Raw genomic sequence first — 16,734 nt, 5'->3', positions numbered from 1 at the left:
TTTTAACGGGTCAGTTCAATACATAGAGACGGGGCTTTTTTTTATACACAAATATGCCGAAGGAGTGGTTTTGACATGACAAGAAAAATTTGGGTGTTCGACACAACGCTTAGAGACGGAGAGCAGGTTCCTGGCGCTAAGCTCAACCTTTATGAAAAGCTGGAAGTTGCCAATCAATTAAAAAAGCTCGGGGTCGATATCATCGAAGCAGGTTTTCCTTCATCATCGGCCGGCGATTTCAATGCTGTAAAAGAAATTGCGAGAAAGGTAGGAAAGGTTGACGATGTGATCATCACGGGGCTGGCGAGGGCAGTAAAAGCTGATATAGATGCGGTTTATCACAGCGTGAAATACGCCGAACATCCGTTGATCCACATCGTACTAGGCACTTCTGACATTCATGTTGAAAAGAAATTCGGAAAATCAAAAAGCGAAATCATGAATATCGGTGTAGATGCAGTAAAATACGCCAAAACGCTTCTGCCGGATGTGCAGTACTCGACAGAAGACGCTTCACGCTCCGACTTTGAATATTTATGGTCGACAATTGAGGCTGTTGTAAAGGCGGGAGCGACGATAATCAATATCCCTGATACGGTCGGCTATGCAGAACCGGAAGAGTTCGGCGAATTGATTTTCAAAATAAACGACCGCTTGAAAAACGTAAATGACCGGGTGCTTCTCAGCGTCCATTGTCACAATGATCTTGGCATGGCAACTGCCAATACGTTAGCTGCCATTAAAAACGGTGCAGATAAAGTGGAGTGCACGATCAATGGAATTGGCGAACGCGCCGGCAACGCTGCTTTAGAAGAAGTTGTGATGGCGGTGAACACACGCCGGACATTGTATCAGGCGTTCACGAATATCAACACAAAAGAAATTACGAATACATCCAGGCTTGTCAGCAGCTTGATGGGGCTTGACGTACAAGTGAATAAAGCCATAACCGGGGAAAATGCTTTTGCTCATTCGTCAGGCATCCACCAGGACGGTTTGCTGAAATCGAGGGATGCTTATGAAATTATGAACCCGGTTGAGGTCGGTCTCGATGATATGGAACTCGTATTAACAGCCCGATCCGGCCGCCACGCGGTGAAAAACGCACTCGGGAAAATGGGTTTACGTCAGTTAACCGATCCGCAGTTTGAAGAAATATTTGAAGCGTTTCTCAAACTGGCCGATGCAAAAAAAGAAATCTATCAACACGATTTATATGTCATCGCAGAGAACTATTTCGCAAAGCATCATCCCTATGATCAAGACAGAACACAGCACAGCAGGCATTTTTATGAGCTTATCGATTTGCAGGTCATCAGTAATTTTCATTTTCCGTCTGCCAGTGTGAAAATAAAACAGAATGAGCAAATCTTCCAATCGAGCGCTGTCGGTTCAGGCCCGATCGAGGCGTTGTACGCCGCTATCACAGAAATCGCGGATTTCGATATTAAATTGATTGAATACAAGATCACGAGCGTATCAAGGGGAAAAGATGCCTTGGGGAAAGTCAGCATTCAAGCGGAACATAAAGGGGAAACATATTCAGCAAAAGCAACGGATACCGATATTATGAAAGCGAGTGCTTTAGCTTACATTCATGCAATCAATCTTATCGTGGTCGATCGATTGCTTCAGGTGAAATGAAGCAACGGAAGGGTGATCAAAAAGTGCAGGACAATTGTTAGAACCGGAGTATTTCAATGAGATGAAGCGCAGGAGCACGATCGGCTGCAGGACGGAAGTCGATTAAGCCGTGCTTGTGATTGCAAGCGGGACAAACCGGATTGATAAAGCTAAAATTGAGAAATTCGCCGGAAAAAGGTCGAAAAGGCGCAAAGCCAGTCAAGAAACAAGCAGGTCAACCGGCGGTCCTAGCGGTCGATCGGCCCGCTTGTTTCAGATGAAAACCTCCTTTAATATGAGAAGATCTGGGCATTCGAAGGCCTGCTTCAGTTGACGCCGGATGAGTTTTTGAAGCTCGCGGAAGGAGAAAATGTACGGGTAAACAGTCTTTCGGGATAACCATTTTAGCTGACTGAAAATTCAACATATGATAGAATAAGAGAAAACGAATGTGGTCAGAAGGGAACTAATCGGCGATGAAGATGTGGATGAGAAAAGCTCTTGTAACCTTATTTACAATTGCGACGTTCGGCCTTGTTTCACCTCCTGCAGCTTTGATGGCGGACAAGCCGTCAGAGCACCAGAACATCAAGCAGCAGACGGGGTATACGGCCGTATATGAAAACAGGGAAGATTCCCTGTCTGACGGGGAACAGGAACAAAAGCTTTCGTTCGATTCCTATATGACAGGGCTGCTGAATGATGCCGAAGATCAATCTTTTGCGAAGTTCGGGGACAAGATATCGCAAAAGATTGAAGATGAGTACAGAGAAGAAGTCCTTCCAAAGATTGAAGATGTGATCGTCAGCCATCTGATGACGCTGAAAGACGATGAGGCATACCAGGATCTTGAGATTTCTAAAACGCCGACACCGGGAAAATCGGAAAAAATCTTTCACGTGTATAACCGCAAAACAGGGGAGGATGTTTTAAGGTTTCACGTCAGAAGGGATCAGCCGCCCCAGCAAGGCTACTGGTTTAATTTTCATTATCACAGCGCAGAGGACGGTTTTCAAAAACACCATAACCTCGGAAGCATTTACTGGGACCGCAATACGCCGCCAAATTGGATGAGTCATTAAAGGAGATGGATGCCAGATGAAAAAATATACGATGAACGAAATGGTGCACCTTACAAAAAACATGCTGAATGAACGCGGCGTCACCATTGAAGACATCGCGCTCATCGTTCAAAAACTGCAGGAAAAATACCATCCTGACCTGCCTTTGAGCGTTTGTATTGAAAATGTCGAAAAGGTTTTGAATAAACGGGAAATCATCCATGCCGTTTTAACGGGAATAGCGCTGGATCAGCTTGCGGAGAAAAAGCTTTTGCCAGAACCACTTCAATATTTAGTGGAAACGGATGAACCGCTTTTCGGAATAGACGAAATCATTCCTCTGTCAATCGTCAATGTTTACGGATCGATCGGACTTACCAACTTTGGATACCTGGACAAAGAAAAATTCGGGATCATTAAAGAGCTGGATGATTGTCCGGACGGTGAGGTCCACACATTTCTTGACGATATCGTGGCTGCGCTGGCTGCCGCGGCGGCCAGCCGGATCGCCCACACTCATCAAAAGCTCCAGGACGAAGAGCAGGAAGAGAAAGCCGGGCATCCGAGCGTGCACGGGAGTTGATAAACCGCCGAAAGGCGGTTTATTTATTTAGGTTCGCCTTTTCTGAAAAATGTCTTGTTGCCAAAGGCCAAACAAGATACACTACAAAAGGATGAAAAAAGTGAAACGAAATCGGATGTATACCGTCATATGTTTAGGAACGGAAAGGACGGGGAATACAAGCTTCTTCAGTCGCCTGCTACGATGCTAAACCCCCGGGAAGCGATGCCTCTTTACGCCAAAACCGTTATACATAGCCATCTTAATCATCTGTAAAAAAACCGAATTATACATAAAGGAGGCTGTCATACACATGATTTCATTTATTTTTGCGATGGACCGGAACCGCCTGATCGGTAAAGACAATGATCTACCTTGGCATCTGCCGCGGGATTTAAAATATTTTAAAGACGTAACAAGCGGACATACCGTCATCATGGGAAGAAAAACGTTTGAATCGATCGGAAAGCCGCTCCCGAACCGAAGAAACATTGTCGTGACAACGAATGGGGAGCTCGATCTGCCGGGCTGCGAAATGCTGCATTCGGCAGACGAAGCTGTGCGTTTTGCTAAAGAAAGCGGGGAAGAATGTTTTGTGATCGGCGGTTCAACGCTGTATACAGAACTGTTTCCTTACGCGGATAAGCTGTACATGACAAAAATTGATGAAGCGTTTGAGGGAGACCGCTATTTCCCGGAATTCAGCGAAGACGAGTGGGAAATCGTTTCGAGACAAAAGGGTATAAAAGATGAACAAAACCCTTATGACTACGAATTCCTCGTTTATCAGAGAAAAGGATAGAGAGGAGGGAATTTCGTGTTTCGCTCTTGTTTTTTGGCGATCTATGTAACCTATATGCTGTTAAAGCACATCAGATTGCTGTATGAGCTTCAGACGCTCGATCCGCGGATTTCTTATGCCAATCAAATGCGGGCTGTGTATGACAAACCGAAATCTTTCATGCGCGGGTGTGTCGGGTTAACTGGATCGACCGTCTCCATTCACCAGTTCGGCAAGACTCCGGCAGGTCCTGTGCTGTATGTTCATCCGAAGCTTACGCTTGCAGATCTGGCTATTCTGCTCGGCCACCTCGATAAAACACCTTCTTTTTTCGCGGAACCCCGTGCATTTCGATACCCGCTTATCGGACAATGGCTGAACAAAATGGCCGCTATTAAAAAAAGCGGAGACCCAAACGAAGCCGCTGAAAAAATAGAAGATATCGTTCGCAAAGGTCAAAGCTTCATCCTTTCCGAGGATGACGGGATTGATTATGAAGCTTTGGCAGGCAGGCTCGGCATCCTTGTTGTACCGGTTGAGACGGCAGGTGTCGGGGACATGCAAAAAGGGGCGCTTTTTAAACGGCTGAGACCTGCGGATATCGACTTGACGATTCATCAGGCTTACGCCATTTCTGAAAAAAAGCAGCTTCGGGCATAACGCTTAGGAAGCGCAAAAACACCGGGCACATTATAAGCCCGGTGTTTTTTATGTTATACAAAAGGTACATTTGCAACGTAGAAGAGCACGCAGAAAAACATAGACGCGCTTCCTCCGAGGACAAACGTATGCCAAATGGCATGGTGGTAAGGAATTTTCCGCCATAAATAAAAGATCGTTCCGACGGAGTACAGGATTCCTCCTAATAGGAGGAGTGCAAAGCCTTTGCCGGTTAATGCCTCATAAAGCGGTTTGATCGCAATGATCGCCATCCAGCCCATCAAAAGATACATCAAGGTGCTTACGACGATAAAGCGCTTGACGAAAAAGATTTTAAAAACGATCCCGCATACGGCAAGGCTCCAGACGACCGCAAGCATCGTATAGCCGAGAGGGCCTTTGAGAGGGCCGAGAACTAACGGTGTGTAAGTGCCCGCGATCAATACATAAATGGCTGAGTGGTCGATAATTTCCAATATATCTTTCGTTTTCGGATGCTGAATGCTGTGCAAGAGGGTTGAACTTAGATACAAAAACAGCATGGAGGCTCCGAAAATCGAAAAGCTGACGACATCAAGCGGATTGCCGTAGCGCACTGCGAAAATCACCAAGAATACGATCGCAGGGATGGACAGCAGGACGCCGAGTCCGTGTGTTACGGCATTGGCGATTTCTTCTTTAATTGTGTACATCAACATACATCCTTTCTAATCCTGAATGATATGATTTTTTAATGAGCTTAAAAAACGCAGCCCTTCAAGCGTTATTTTCGTTCCGGCTCTTCCGCGGCCTTTTGTGACGTATTCCCGTTTTTCGAGGTAGTCGAGTCTATTGCGAACCTGCTGCGGAGTAAGCTCAGACTTTCCGTTTTTGCTTTGTTCTGAAAGGATTCTCCTGCTTGCAGGCTCTCCTTTTTCATTCAGTTGTTTGATCGTTTCGAGCAAAAACGCAAATTCCTCTTTTTCCATCAGCGTCAGAGACGCCGGCGCGTTTTTTTTGTCTTTTGTTTTTTTCTTATCAACATGCTCCCGCAAGGCGGGCGGAATGTCATAAAGCTGAATGGTTGTTTGGTCTGAGACGGTTTTCATATAATCGGCCATATTTTTCAGCTCTCTTACGTTTCCCCGAAACTCGTATTGCTCCAAAGCCTTCCAAACGACAGGTTCGACATAGATGTCACGGTCTCCGCTCCTCAGGAAATGATGAACGAGAAGGGGAATGTCGCTTTTTCGCTCACGAAGAGGAGGCAGCGGCAGGTTCAGCACGTTTAGTCTGTAATACAGATCCATGCGGAACTCATCGTTTTCAACGCGTTCTCTGAGCGGGACACTCGAGGATGAAATAAGCCTCGGGCCGATCCCTTGTTCAATGGCGGCCAACAGCTTTCCCTGAAGGGATAAAGAGAGGCCCCACACTTCATCGAGAAACAGGGTTCCGGGATCCAGCACGGAATCGTGAAAAAGTTTGTCTTCCAATTCTTCTTCAGATACGGCGCTGCAGTTCACTTGCAGAAACGGACCGCCGGAAAAAGGTGATTCATAGTGGATGACTTTCGCAAACAGCCCTTTTCCCGTTCCTGTTTCCCCTGATATGTACACCGGGTGAACGGATTCGGCAAATCGTTTGGCCCTGTTTTTTGTCTGTAAAAAAGAATCGTCTTCACCGATTAAGTCAGCGAAGGTGATCGAAGGACAAGTGTATTGGATCATTGTTAAACTCCTTTTGGTTCTAATTGATTCTATTATAACACCCAATTGAAACAAATAAAGCTTTTTTTGCAAAAATAATCTTTTTGAATGAAACGGTTCTTGCAGTCGTATATATGGATAAAGCGGTGAATCGTTAAAAAAGTCTGCAAATAAAATAGAATTGCCCTTTAAATTTTGAATATTCATGATATAATGGCGTATTAAATAAAGCTTTATAAAGAAAGGATCCTATAAATGAAACCGTTGCTTAAAGAAGACTCTCTCATCCAAGTCAAAGACATTTTAAAAGCACACCAAAACGTAAAAGATGTTGTCATTCATACCCCTCTTCAAAAAAACGAGAGGCTCTCTGAGAGGTACGATTGCAACGTTTATTTAAAAAGAGAGGATTTGCAGGTTGTCCGCTCATTCAAACTGAGAGGCGCCTATAATAAAATGAAGCAGCTGTCAAAAGAAACGACGAAAAACGGCATCGTCTGCGCAAGCGCCGGCAACCATGCCCAGGGCGTTGCATTTTCGTGCAAGCACCTCGGCATCCACGGGAAAATCTTCATGCCATCTACAACGCCGAGACAAAAAATATCCCAGGTTGAGCTCTTTGGAAAAGACTATGTCGAAATTATTCTGACCGGTGATACGTTCGATGATGCTTATCAAAGCGCGGTATCATGCTGTGAAGAAGAAGGACGCGCATTCATCCATCCGTTTGACGACCTTGACGTAATGGCCGGACAGGGAACGGTTGCCGTTGAAATCTTAAATGATATTGAAGCAGAGCCGCATTATTTGTTTGCGAGCGTCGGAGGAGGAGGCCTCCTTTCAGGGGTGGGAACCTACATGAAAAATGTGTCCCCTGAGACGAAGCTGATCGCGGTCGAGCCAAAAGGGGCGCCTGCTCTGTTTGAGTCCAGCAAAAAAGGCGAGGTTGTCATGCTCGCCAAAATCGACAAATTCGTCGACGGAGCCGCCGTACAAAAAATCGGCGACCAAACCTTTAAAACGCTCGAAGCCGTCGTCGACGACATTTTACTCGTTCCGGAAGGCAAGGTCTGCACATCCATTCTTGACTTGTATAACCAATGCGCGATTGTCGCGGAACCTGCCGGGGCTTTGCCGATTGCCGCTTTAGATCTTTACAAGGATGAAATCAGAGGGAAAAATGTCGTCTGCATCGTCAGCGGGGGAAATAACGATATCGGCAGAATGCAGGAAATCAAGGACAGATCGATGATGTACGAGGGTCTCCAGCATTATTTTATCGTCAATTTTCCGCAGCGGGCCGGGGCGCTGCGCGAATTTTTGGACGAAGTTCTCGGGCCGAACGACGACATTACACGGTTTGAATATACAAAGAAAAACAACAAAAGCAGCGGGCCGGCTCTCGTCGGCATCGAGCTGAAACAGCGCGAAGATTATGAACCGCTCATCGATAGAATGAACCGAAAAGGATTCCGCTACGTTGAAGTCAACAAAGATGAAGGGCTCTTCAACCTGCTGATTTAAGACATTTTTTTGAATACATCGCATCATTTCCGGACAAAGCTTCCCGGGATTATGTATAATATAATAAAGAAAATATCCAATAAAAGAGGATTGATACCTTGTTACTCAAAAGCCTAGAGTTCAAACGATCGGATGGACAGCAGGTGAAGGTGACGGAAATTCCATTGTTAAAGGAGGACGACCCGCACTTTTTTATGGCGAAGCTGAGGCTTGAAGCGTATTTAGAGGAGCTGTATGATTCGAGGCGGACAAAAAGCGTCTACTCCTTCAGGGAATATTTAAAACGGGCATTAAAATGGCGGGATTACCTCGCAATTTATCAGCAGGAAGAACTAAAACATAATGCATAGCATGGAAAAATTCTTTGCCAGCCTAAGCCAATGGCCGGCAAAGAATTTTTCATGCGGTTTTTGTGCCACATGGAACCGACAGGATGTGAAAAGGATTGGTAAACATTAAGATCGTAACGGATTCGACAGCGGATCTAAGCAGGGAAACGCTTCGCAAATACGGCATTTCCGTACTGCCGCTTTCCATAGCAATTGACGGAAAGATTTACAGGGATCAGATTGATATTCAATCTGATGAATTTATTGAGAAGATGGGAGAAGCAGCTGAGCTTCCGAAAAGCTCCCAGCCGCCATTGGGGGCTTTTGTCGACTTATACGAAAAACTGACCGAAGACGGGAGCGAAGTGATCAGCATACACCTTTCAAGTGAACTAAGCGGAACGTATCAGACGGCTGTGTGCGCTTCGAAAATGGTTGATGCATCGATTACGGTCATCGACTCGATGTATATTTCAAAAGGCTTAGGTTTTCAGGTGGTGAGGGCAGCTGTGCTTGCCGAGCAGGGATGGTCGGCTGCAGCCATGGCGGAAGACCTTAAACGGCTCAGACACCGCACTTCTCTGTATGTGACGATCGACACTCTTGAAAATTTGATCAAAGGGGGGCGCATCGGCAGAGGAAAAGCGCTGATCGGTTCATTGCTGAAAGTAAAGCCGATCGCAAGGCTTGAAGACGGGATCTACACACCTGAAAAAAACGTCCGCAGCAGCGCTCAGCTCATTAAATATTTAACAGGCCAATTCCTTTCGTCCGTAAAAGGAAAAACCGTTCAGGCGATCGGCATCGCTCATGCGGATGCGCTGGAGCTGGCGCATAGGCTGAAAGCTTCATTGCTTGAGCATGTTCCGGGGATGGACATCGATATTTTATGCACCACGCCGATCATATCGGTTCATACAGGAAAAGGAGCGATCGGTTTTACTTTTTATACTGACTGACAAAGGGGATGGGGAAAGATTGAAAAACGTTTTCGGCGCACTATTTGCCGGTATTGTCATCGCTTTGTTATGCGCTTGTGGCACCAGTAAAATTGAAGACCCGCTGAATTATGATGTACAGTCTTTTTCTTTTCAAAATCAAGATCATAAAACGGTATCGCTCGACAGCTTAAAAGGAAAAGTGTGGGTCGCGGACTTTATTTTTACGAACTGTGAGACCGTTTGTCCGCCGATGACCGCGCATATGACAGAACTGCAAAAGCAAATGAAAGAAGAAAACGTACAAGCCCGGATCGTCTCGTTCAGCGTCGATCCCGAAAACGATACACCGGAAAAGCTGAAAAAATTTGCTGCGAACTATCCGCTGTCTTTGGAAAATTGGGATTTTTTGACCGGATACTCGCAGGCTGACATCGAAAAGTTTGCGCTGAAAAGCTTTAAGTCGATCGTCAAAAAGCCGGAAAATAATGATCAGGTTATTCATAAAACCTCATTTTATTTAATCGACCAGAAAGGGAAAGTCGTCAAAGATTATGACGGTGTTAAAGATACGCCGTATGAAGATATCATTGCCGATATTAAAATTCTGGAAAAACGTTGAATATTGTATGCAACAGCCTGTTATCCCGCCGGAAAACAGGCTTTTTGCCGTGCGATTTTCAAAAGAAACAAAACGTGTTACACTTTCACTTAGGTGATAAAGAAGGAAGGGGCATCGCTATTTGAGCAAACGGTTTTTGTCAGTCATGATCGTTCTTGTCTGTCTGCTCTCAGCGTGTACAATTGTCAATGCGGGAGCCGAAAAAACGGCGGTTACTCCTAAGCGGAGCATCGTCATCGCCGCAGTAGGAGACTCTCTGACAAAGGGAGTTGGCGATCAGGAAGGAAAGGGCTATGTCGGAATGGTGGCCGAAAAACTGAAGAGCCGCAGCGATGTAAAGTCGGTTACGGTCAAAAATTATGCGGTGAAAGGCTGCCGGACTGATCAGCTGAAGAAAAAGCTGGAAGAACGAGAGGTGCAGGAGGGGCTGAAGGATGCTGACTATATCTTGCTGACAATCGGCGGGAACGATCTGATGAAGGTGGTCCGCCAAAACTTTGCACATTTAACGCTTCAGCCGTTTAGAGTCGAGCAAAAGGCATTTGAAGAAAGGCTTGCGGACATTTTAACGGACATCAGAGAGCAAAACGGCAGTGCGGAGATCGTTTATGTCGGCATGTAACCCGTTTACATTTACGCTTTCCGAACTGCGGGAAGTCGATCAGGTTGTTGGCGAATGGAACGAAGGAGCGAAGGGGAAGCTCAAAAACATCCCGAATGCAAAAATGGCCGATATCGCTGATATCTTTGAAGAATACAGCGATGAAAAAAGGATTGCAGATGATGAGTTTCATCCCAATCAATACGGGTATTCACTAATAGCAGAGCGTGTTTACGATCAAATGACAAAAGAAGACTTTCCGCAAGAATAAGGTGAAAACATGAAGAAATGGAAAAGTTTATTTTTAACGTTATTGGCAGTGAATATCATCATTTTGGCCGGGGTTTTGACCCTCCTGATCCTTCCGGGCGGCGAAAGGGAGCAGGCCGGGCCTCCAGTGAGCGAGTATGAACTGAATGTGACCGGCACGAAAGAATCATTGTCAGCATTCATCAATTCGTATTTGCAAAAAGAAACATCGTCAGATCTTGACTACAAAGTTGAAATCGATGATGAAGTCCACGTCATCGGCGCCATCCGCGCCTTTTCATCAACGGTCGATTGCGCGGTGTCCTTCCGGCCGTCAGTCGAGAAAAACGGGGATGTCGTTCTTCGTGTAACAAAATTTTCTTTAGGAAAGCTGAACATCCCGATATCGTTTGTTTTAAATTACATGGATCAGTTTTATGATCTCCCTGATTTTGTCCATGTCCGCGCACATGCGAAAGAAATTCAAGTCAGTTTATCGGAAATGCCGCTTAAAAACGGAATGTACGTAAAAGCGAAAACCATCGATTTGAAAAATGACCAAATCGAATTTGTCTATTATCAGCCGGCATCATAACTGAAAGTTGACGAAACGTTTAAAATACTGGACAATGTAAAATATTAACCGGTGAGGAATATTTTCTTTTTGAATAGTAGAGGTGACCGTATGGAGCGTATCAATAAATATTTCAGCTTATTGGCGTCATTATTTGCACTGTATTTTGCGGCGCTCGCAGCCCTCAGCTTTTTCGACGAAGATATGGACAAAATGTATTTAAACATCGGCTATTGCGCCTTATTTTTAAGCATTATGGTATTTACGCTTGATGTGAAAAAACGAAAAAAAACGGACCGGTAAAAAAGAGACATCACGTCTCTTTTTTTCGGTCGGCCCCGTCACGGATGTTTTTTCATTTCAAGAGCCGGAGATCCATTGATAAACCCGAGGCAATAGAAGGTGACCGGCTGATCGTTTGAAAGCTCGGCCTTCGGAACATTCAGCAAGACGGTTTCTGTTCCGGCTGCACGTATTTCCAAGTCGGCTTTTTCAAAGGGACATGCGATATAGTGGCTGGCGTTAGCAAAGGACACGTTTGCAAAAAGAACGGGCCCCTTTCTGACGGCAAGATCGAGAGCCGGGGCGTCGGGGGAGAGATGAACGAACCTCATACTGCGTTTGCTCTCTTGAATAGATACCCGGTCTGACATCGCGAAAGGAAACGGCTTTGACAGGGTGCCGGTAATGGCGATTGTATAATGGTTAGCCGGCATGATGTCATAATGTACGGTAAGAAGCGGAGGGCGCAGTGCCCCTGCCTTTAAAACGTCGATTCGGCAGAGTCCGGCGATAACCGGCACATAAGAGGACAGTTCTCTATAAGCTGCGTTTTGAAACAGCGGAAATCCGTTGACGAGCACGATGATATCGTCCGTGCCTGGAGCGGCGTGAAGCAGCCTGAGCATCGCCTGGCCGTTGCCGGCTCGAAAAGCAGCGAGTGCCTGCCTCTCTGTATACGGAGCATAAAAGACCGGCTCTGTCCGCCGGCCGTCATACATTGTGCTGTCCATCTGCACACGCCCCTTTCTATTTTTTCTTTCATGATATGAGGTTTTCCCGGCATCTGCCACAGCCGGGGACAAAGCAAAAAAGGAGAAGGAAATGAATACGGATTTTACATACGGAAATGTTTTGAAACAGCTGATTTTTTTCTCCGGGCCCATCATCCTCGCCAACCTTTTGCAGATTTCCTTCCAGTTCATCGACAGCTTGTGGGTCGGAAATTTGCTCGGCGCCAAAGCGCTTGGAGCGACGGCTGTCTCCGGAACGGTTTTCTTTACGGTCCTGTCGTTTGTATTGGGGATCAATAATGCTGCGCTTACGATTCTATCCCAGCAAAAAGGGAAGGGAGACAAAGAGGGACTTGCATCATACGTCAATGCGTTTATCGTGATCATGACGGTGATGAGCCTTTTGCTCGGCATTATCGGCTATATGTTTACAAATCCTTTGCTTTCCCTTCTGCAAACTCCGGATCAAATGATGGATTTAGCATCCGGCTATTTAAGAATTCATTTTATCGGAATTATATTTTTGTTCGGCTACAATTTTATCAGCACCATATTGAGGGCTGTCGGCGACAGTCAAACGCCGCTCAGGTTTGTGCTGACTGCTGTTATGTTAAATCTTTTTTTGGATCCGCTGTTTATATCGGGGTTTGATTTGGGGATTTCAGGAGCGGCTTACGCCACCGTTCTTTCCCAGGGGATCGCGTTTATTTACGGCATCGTCCATACGGTGAAAAAAGGGCTTGTTCCTTTTACGCTTCCAAAGCTGCCTTCGCTTGATGAGACGTCGGTTATTTTAAGGCTCGGGATTCCCGCCGGCTTGCAAATGGTCGTGATTTCAGGCGGTTCGATGGCGATTATGAGCGTTGTCAACTCATTTGGAGAAAGCGTTGTTTCCGGATTTGGAGCCGTCCAGAGAATTGACAGCCTTCTCATCCTGCCGGCGATGGCCATCGGAACAGCCGTCAACAGTATGGCCGGTCAGACGATCGGAGGCGGGGACATGGAGCGAACGGAGAAAATCGCAAACTATGGCGTTCTTTACGTGGTCATGTTCATGCTGTCGATCAGCACCGCGGTTTTCTTCGCCGGATACCATGCGGTGAAGCTGTTCATTTCAGAGCCTGAGGCGGCCGGCTTTGGAGAACAATATTTGAAAACGATTGCCTTCTTTTACCCGTTTATCGGTATTAATTTTGTGTTAAACGGCGTGGTAAGGGCTTCGGGCGCGATGTTTCAGATTTTGGTGCTGAACGCGGTCTCCTTTTGGGTATTGCGTTTCCCTTTTTCATATATGTTTTCTGAATGGACCGGAGAAAACGGCATCGCGCTCGGCATCGGCACGAGCTTTATGTTAAGCAGCCTGACTGCGTTTCTGTATTACCGCTATGGAAAATGGAAGCATCTCGTACTTTTTGGGAAAGAAAAAAGCACACCTTCTTCTTAGAGGGGTGTGCTTTATACGGCGTGCATTTTCAGCGTTTATCATATTCGGCGAGCTTGATAAACGTTTTTTCATCTTCGATTAAGCCGCAGACGCCGCACTGTACTTTCATTACGGGGCCGTTGTATGGAAGATGAAAAAGGGAGCGCTCGTCCTTTGAATACGTTTCCAAAATTTCCCCTGTTGAAGGGTCAAGCTTGACGGAGATCGGCGACTGTTCAATCAAATTGAAGCGCGTCCGATTCGTTTTGCAGTTTGGACATAGGTAAGGAGCTGTCATATATGTGTGCACCTCTTTTTGATCTTAATGTGCTCATGAGCGTGCGGATATATGTAAGTTCACCCGTTTAGTGCTGTCCTTTCTTGTCAAGCTTGCTGAACAGTTCGATCAGCGTTTTCAGCTCATCATCGGTGTAGCAGCTGAATCGTTTAAAATAATATTCTGTTTTCTTTTCTTCGAAATATCTGATAATTTCTTTGCCGGCATCTGTCAGGTGGATTTTGATGATCCTTCTGTCTTCTTTTGAACGGACTCTCGTGATCCATCCTTTTTCGACCAATGCATCGGTTACCGCGGTAATATGGCTGGCGGAAACGCCCAAAATCGTTGCGAACTCCGTCACCTTTTTCGGCCCCTGTTCGCTCAGCAGGCGCAGGATCATAAATTCATTTCGAGACATCTCTTTTTCGAGCAGCTCATTTATTTCATCGCGTATTTGTTTAAATACTGTGCGAAGCAAGGCTTCCATATCGTACATCATTTGTTCTCTAGCTTTCAAATTTCGCCCCTCCATACAATTAGCAAATTTCCGCTTTCTTTAGAAAGGAATAACCGAATCAGCATGAATTTTCCTTTTCATGAACATGATATCACTATGATACCATAATTTTTGACTGATAAGTAAATGTTTAAGCAGATTTTTAGTTCATGTGACCGCCAATTGACAAAGGCAAAAGCGGCAACAGCGGGTGAATTGACGGTTTATTCAGTAAGCGGGTGATGGAAAGGACAAATAATTGTCACAATTCTTTTTCCGGCAAGAGGAGAAAGTCGGATGTCCGAAGTTTTTTAGAATAATGTATGAGCGTGAGCAGAAGAAGATGGAAAAGCAAAAGGCTATGATATAATAGTTCACATCACGTTTTATGATAAGGAGGCAGCGCATATGGCTGAAAAACGGGAACTCGCTACGTTTGCGGGAGGCTGTTTTTGGTGCATGGTCAAACCTTTTGACGAACAGCCCGGCATTATTAAAGTCGTCTCAGGCTATACGGGCGGTCATAAAGAAAACCCGACATATGAAGAGGTCTGCAGCGATACGACCGGACATCGAGAAGCGGTGCAGATCACGTTTGATCCCGATATCTTTCCATATGAAAAATTGCTTGAACTTTATTGGCAGCAGATCGATCCTACAGACAGCGGGGGACAGTTTGCGGATCGCGGCGAATCCTACCGGACGGCGATTTTTTATCATCATGACAGACAGCGGAAGCTCGCTCTGGAATCAAAGAAAAAACTGGAAGGAAGCGGCGTCTTCAAAGATCCGATCGCAACCGAGATTCTTGAAGCCGGCCCGTTTTACCCTGCTGAGGAATACCATCAGGATTACTACAAAAAACATCCCGAGCGCTATAAAAGGTACCGTGTTGGAAGCGGGCGAGAGGGATTTTTAAAAGAACATTGGGGAGGCTTGGGACATGAGCGTCAATAAAGAAGAACGGCTCAAACAGCTCAATCGGATACAGTACGAGGTGACGCAGAACAACGGAACAGAACCCCCGTTCCAAAACGAGTATTGGAACCACCGGGAAGAGGGAATCTATGTTGATATCGTATCCGGGAAGCCGCTGTTTTCCTCGCTCGACAAATTTGATGCCCACTGCGGCTGGCCGAGCTTTACGAAGCCGATCAATGAAGGAGAGATAGAGGAAAACCTTGATACGTCCCACGGCATGATCAGGACGGAAGTCAGAAGCAAGACCGCTGACTCGCATCTCGGTCACGTGTTTCCCGACGGCCCGGGTCCAAACGGTCTCCGCTACTGCATCAACTCAGCCGCGCTTCGTTTTATTCCGAAGGACGATCTTGAGAAGGAAGGCTACGGAAAGTATGCCGGCTTATTTGAGAAAGGAAAAAAAGACTCTAAAAAGAATTGACATTCTCCTGTCAAAAGATGATCCTTTTTATGAAAGGGTCATTTTTTTATACCATGCATACGAACCGAAAAGAGGCTGCCGTTATGAAATCAATCGTACAGGCTGAGGAAAACTATTTACTGCTGACATGCACTAAAAAAAGCGAAGCGTTTTATGACGTTTTCATAGATGATCAGCTTCCGCAAATGTTTGCCAACCATTTTATACAGCTGCAGGACGATTATCCGATGGAAGATTTATGTTCGCTGCTCGTTCGCGTTCCGGGGATTTTAAAACGAAATTACATTCATGTGAAAAGTTCATTTGGCAAGAGTGTTCCTTTTTCTATGAAAAAAGCTTTGTTTGATCTCGGGTATGTCCTTGATGAGGAGCTTTTTTACAGCATCGATCTGACGGAATGGCAAGAGGATGCCGGGTCTGGCCGGATCAGATGGGGAACGCCAACATCGCTTCGGGACGGCTGTGAGGTGATGCAGGCCTATGATGCGCTAAGCATAAATGAGACATTTGCCAAAGAGAAGCTGCGCCGCAAGTATCCATTTTATGAAAAAGGCATTGTTCAGCTGTTTGTCTGCTACTCTGATGATGGGACGCCGATCGGCTGTGCGGAGCTTTACGCAGATTACCGGGAAAACGTGTCCAAAATCGAGGAAGTCGCCATTTTAGAGCCTTATCAGCGCAAGGGCTATGGAACGGAACTGCTCCATGAAATGCTTGCCGAATCAAAACGGTCAGGGCTGGGACTTAGCTATCTGGTCACGACTGGAAGCGATCAGGCGAAACGGTTTTATGAAAAGCTCGGATTTCGGAGAGCGCATCGCCTGACAACCATTTTTAAATATTTGTTTTCCCCGATGTAGGCAGAAGCACAAACCAATGGTGACTTGGCCCGCATAGGCTGGGGTGTA

The 16,734-nt window shown here is 45.9% G+C and carries 20 protein-coding genes and 1 pseudogene; 16 read left to right on the top strand and 5 right to left on the bottom strand.

Annotation, left to right across the window (positions count from 1 at the left end; translation table 11 throughout):
• Positions 1-75: 75 nt before the first annotated feature.
• The 5 genes from AB447_RS15945 (at position 76) to AB447_RS15925 (ending at position 4,687) form a co-directional block, all read left to right on the top strand.
• Positions 76-1,644 (top strand): 2-isopropylmalate synthase, encoded by a 1,569-nt coding sequence (locus AB447_RS15945; protein WP_048356377.1) that lies wholly within the window; start codon positions 76-78, stop codon positions 1,642-1,644.
• A gap of 455 nt (positions 1,645-2,099) precedes the next feature.
• Positions 2,100-2,705 carry a YpjP family protein gene (locus tag AB447_RS15940; RefSeq protein WP_048356375.1) on the top strand — a complete coding sequence of 202 codons (606 nt, stop codon included), beginning with the start codon at positions 2,100-2,102 and terminating at the stop codon, positions 2,703-2,705.
• 16 nt (positions 2,706-2,721) lie between these two features.
• Positions 2,722-3,267: a phosphatidylglycerophosphatase A family protein gene (locus AB447_RS15935; protein WP_048356374.1), complete on the top strand. Its 546-nt coding sequence runs from the start codon at positions 2,722-2,724 to the stop codon at positions 3,265-3,267.
• Positions 3,268-3,559: 292 nt separating this feature from the next.
• Positions 3,560-4,048, top strand: a complete 489-nt coding sequence (locus AB447_RS15930; protein WP_048356373.1) for a dihydrofolate reductase — start codon at positions 3,560-3,562, stop codon at positions 4,046-4,048.
• 15 nt (positions 4,049-4,063) lie between these two features.
• Complete coding sequence (locus AB447_RS15925) at positions 4,064-4,687, top strand: hypothetical protein (RefSeq protein ID WP_048356372.1); 624 nt, start codon at positions 4,064-4,066, stop codon at positions 4,685-4,687.
• A gap of 53 nt (positions 4,688-4,740) precedes the next feature.
• Here AB447_RS15925 and trhA read toward each other — a convergent pair whose 3' ends face one another.
• Positions 4,741-5,379, bottom strand: coding sequence for a PAQR family membrane homeostasis protein TrhA (gene trhA, locus AB447_RS15920; RefSeq protein WP_046129607.1), 639 nt, complete (start codon positions 5,377-5,379; stop codon positions 4,741-4,743).
• A 15-nt stretch (positions 5,380-5,394) separates the two neighbouring features.
• Positions 5,395-6,396: a sigma 54-interacting transcriptional regulator gene (locus tag AB447_RS15915; RefSeq protein ID WP_048356371.1), complete on the bottom strand. Its 1,002-nt coding sequence runs from the start codon at positions 6,394-6,396 to the stop codon at positions 5,395-5,397.
• A gap of 234 nt (positions 6,397-6,630) precedes the next feature.
• Here AB447_RS15915 and ilvA point away from each other — a divergent pair, with 234 nt between their 5' ends.
• The 7 genes and pseudogenes from ilvA (at position 6,631) to ypmT (ending at position 11,515) form a co-directional block, all read left to right on the top strand.
• Positions 6,631-7,899 carry a threonine ammonia-lyase IlvA gene (ilvA, locus tag AB447_RS15910; protein WP_048356370.1) on the top strand — a complete coding sequence of 423 codons (1,269 nt, stop codon included), beginning with the start codon at positions 6,631-6,633 and terminating at the stop codon, positions 7,897-7,899.
• Positions 7,900-7,997: 98 nt separating this feature from the next.
• Positions 7,998-8,249 (top strand): YpmP family protein, encoded by a 252-nt coding sequence (locus AB447_RS15905; protein WP_048356369.1) that lies wholly within the window; start codon positions 7,998-8,000, stop codon positions 8,247-8,249.
• Between the two features lie 95 nt (positions 8,250-8,344).
• Positions 8,345-9,187 (top strand): DegV family protein, encoded by an 843-nt coding sequence (locus AB447_RS15900; RefSeq protein ID WP_048356368.1) that lies wholly within the window; start codon positions 8,345-8,347, stop codon positions 9,185-9,187.
• A gap of 19 nt (positions 9,188-9,206) precedes the next feature.
• On the top strand, positions 9,207-9,788 hold the full coding sequence (locus AB447_RS15895) for an SCO family protein (protein ID WP_048356367.1): 582 nt from the start codon (positions 9,207-9,209) through the stop codon (positions 9,786-9,788).
• A 145-nt stretch (positions 9,789-9,933) separates the two neighbouring features.
• A pseudogene (locus AB447_RS15890) lies at positions 9,934-10,660 on the top strand (SGNH/GDSL hydrolase family protein).
• A gap of 9 nt (positions 10,661-10,669) precedes the next feature.
• Entirely contained in the window at positions 10,670-11,233 is a 564-nt protein-coding gene (locus tag AB447_RS15885) for a YpmS family protein (protein ID WP_048356366.1), read from the top strand.
• Positions 11,234-11,323: 90 nt separating this feature from the next.
• Complete coding sequence (gene ypmT, locus AB447_RS15880) at positions 11,324-11,515, top strand: protein YpmT (protein WP_048356365.1); 192 nt, start codon at positions 11,324-11,326, stop codon at positions 11,513-11,515.
• Positions 11,516-11,553: 38 nt separating this feature from the next.
• Here the strand turns inward: ypmT and AB447_RS15875 are convergent, their stop codons facing one another.
• Positions 11,554-12,225, bottom strand: a complete 672-nt coding sequence (locus tag AB447_RS15875) for a DUF4397 domain-containing protein (protein WP_048356379.1) — start codon at positions 12,223-12,225, stop codon at positions 11,554-11,556.
• Positions 12,226-12,316: 91 nt separating this feature from the next.
• Between AB447_RS15875 and AB447_RS15870 the strand changes: the two genes are divergently transcribed.
• Positions 12,317-13,669, top strand: coding sequence for an MATE family efflux transporter (locus AB447_RS15870; protein ID WP_048356364.1), 1,353 nt, complete (start codon positions 12,317-12,319; stop codon positions 13,667-13,669).
• 28 nt (positions 13,670-13,697) lie between these two features.
• Here AB447_RS15870 and AB447_RS15865 read toward each other — a convergent pair whose 3' ends face one another.
• Together AB447_RS15865 and AB447_RS15860 are read right to left on the bottom strand one after the other, a co-directional pair.
• Positions 13,698-13,946, bottom strand: a complete 249-nt coding sequence (locus AB447_RS15865) for a hypothetical protein (protein WP_048356363.1) — start codon at positions 13,944-13,946, stop codon at positions 13,698-13,700.
• A gap of 67 nt (positions 13,947-14,013) precedes the next feature.
• Positions 14,014-14,445, bottom strand: a complete 432-nt coding sequence (locus AB447_RS15860; protein WP_048356362.1) for a MarR family transcriptional regulator — start codon at positions 14,443-14,445, stop codon at positions 14,014-14,016.
• Positions 14,446-14,832: 387 nt separating this feature from the next.
• Between AB447_RS15860 and msrA the strand changes: the two genes are divergently transcribed.
• The 3 genes from msrA (at position 14,833) to AB447_RS15845 (ending at position 16,686) form a co-directional block, all read left to right on the top strand.
• Positions 14,833-15,381, top strand: a complete 549-nt coding sequence (gene msrA, locus AB447_RS15855; RefSeq protein ID WP_048356361.1) for a peptide-methionine (S)-S-oxide reductase MsrA — start codon at positions 14,833-14,835, stop codon at positions 15,379-15,381.
• On the top strand, positions 15,368-15,826 hold the full coding sequence (gene msrB / locus AB447_RS15850) for a peptide-methionine (R)-S-oxide reductase MsrB (protein ID WP_048356360.1): 459 nt from the start codon (positions 15,368-15,370) through the stop codon (positions 15,824-15,826). Before msrA ends, msrB begins: the two co-directional genes overlap by 14 nt.
• Positions 15,827-15,909: 83 nt before the next feature.
• Positions 15,910-16,686: a GNAT family N-acetyltransferase gene (locus tag AB447_RS15845; protein ID WP_048356378.1), complete on the top strand. Its 777-nt coding sequence runs from the start codon at positions 15,910-15,912 to the stop codon at positions 16,684-16,686.
• Positions 16,687-16,734: the final 48 nt, after the last annotated feature.

This window comes from Bacillus glycinifermentans (genome assembly GCF_001042475.2).
GTDB classification, from domain to species: Bacteria; Bacillota; Bacilli; order Bacillales; family Bacillaceae; genus Bacillus; species Bacillus glycinifermentans.
The sequence above is the reverse complement of the archived record's forward strand: the minus strand, read 5'-3'. Positions and strand labels throughout refer to the sequence as shown.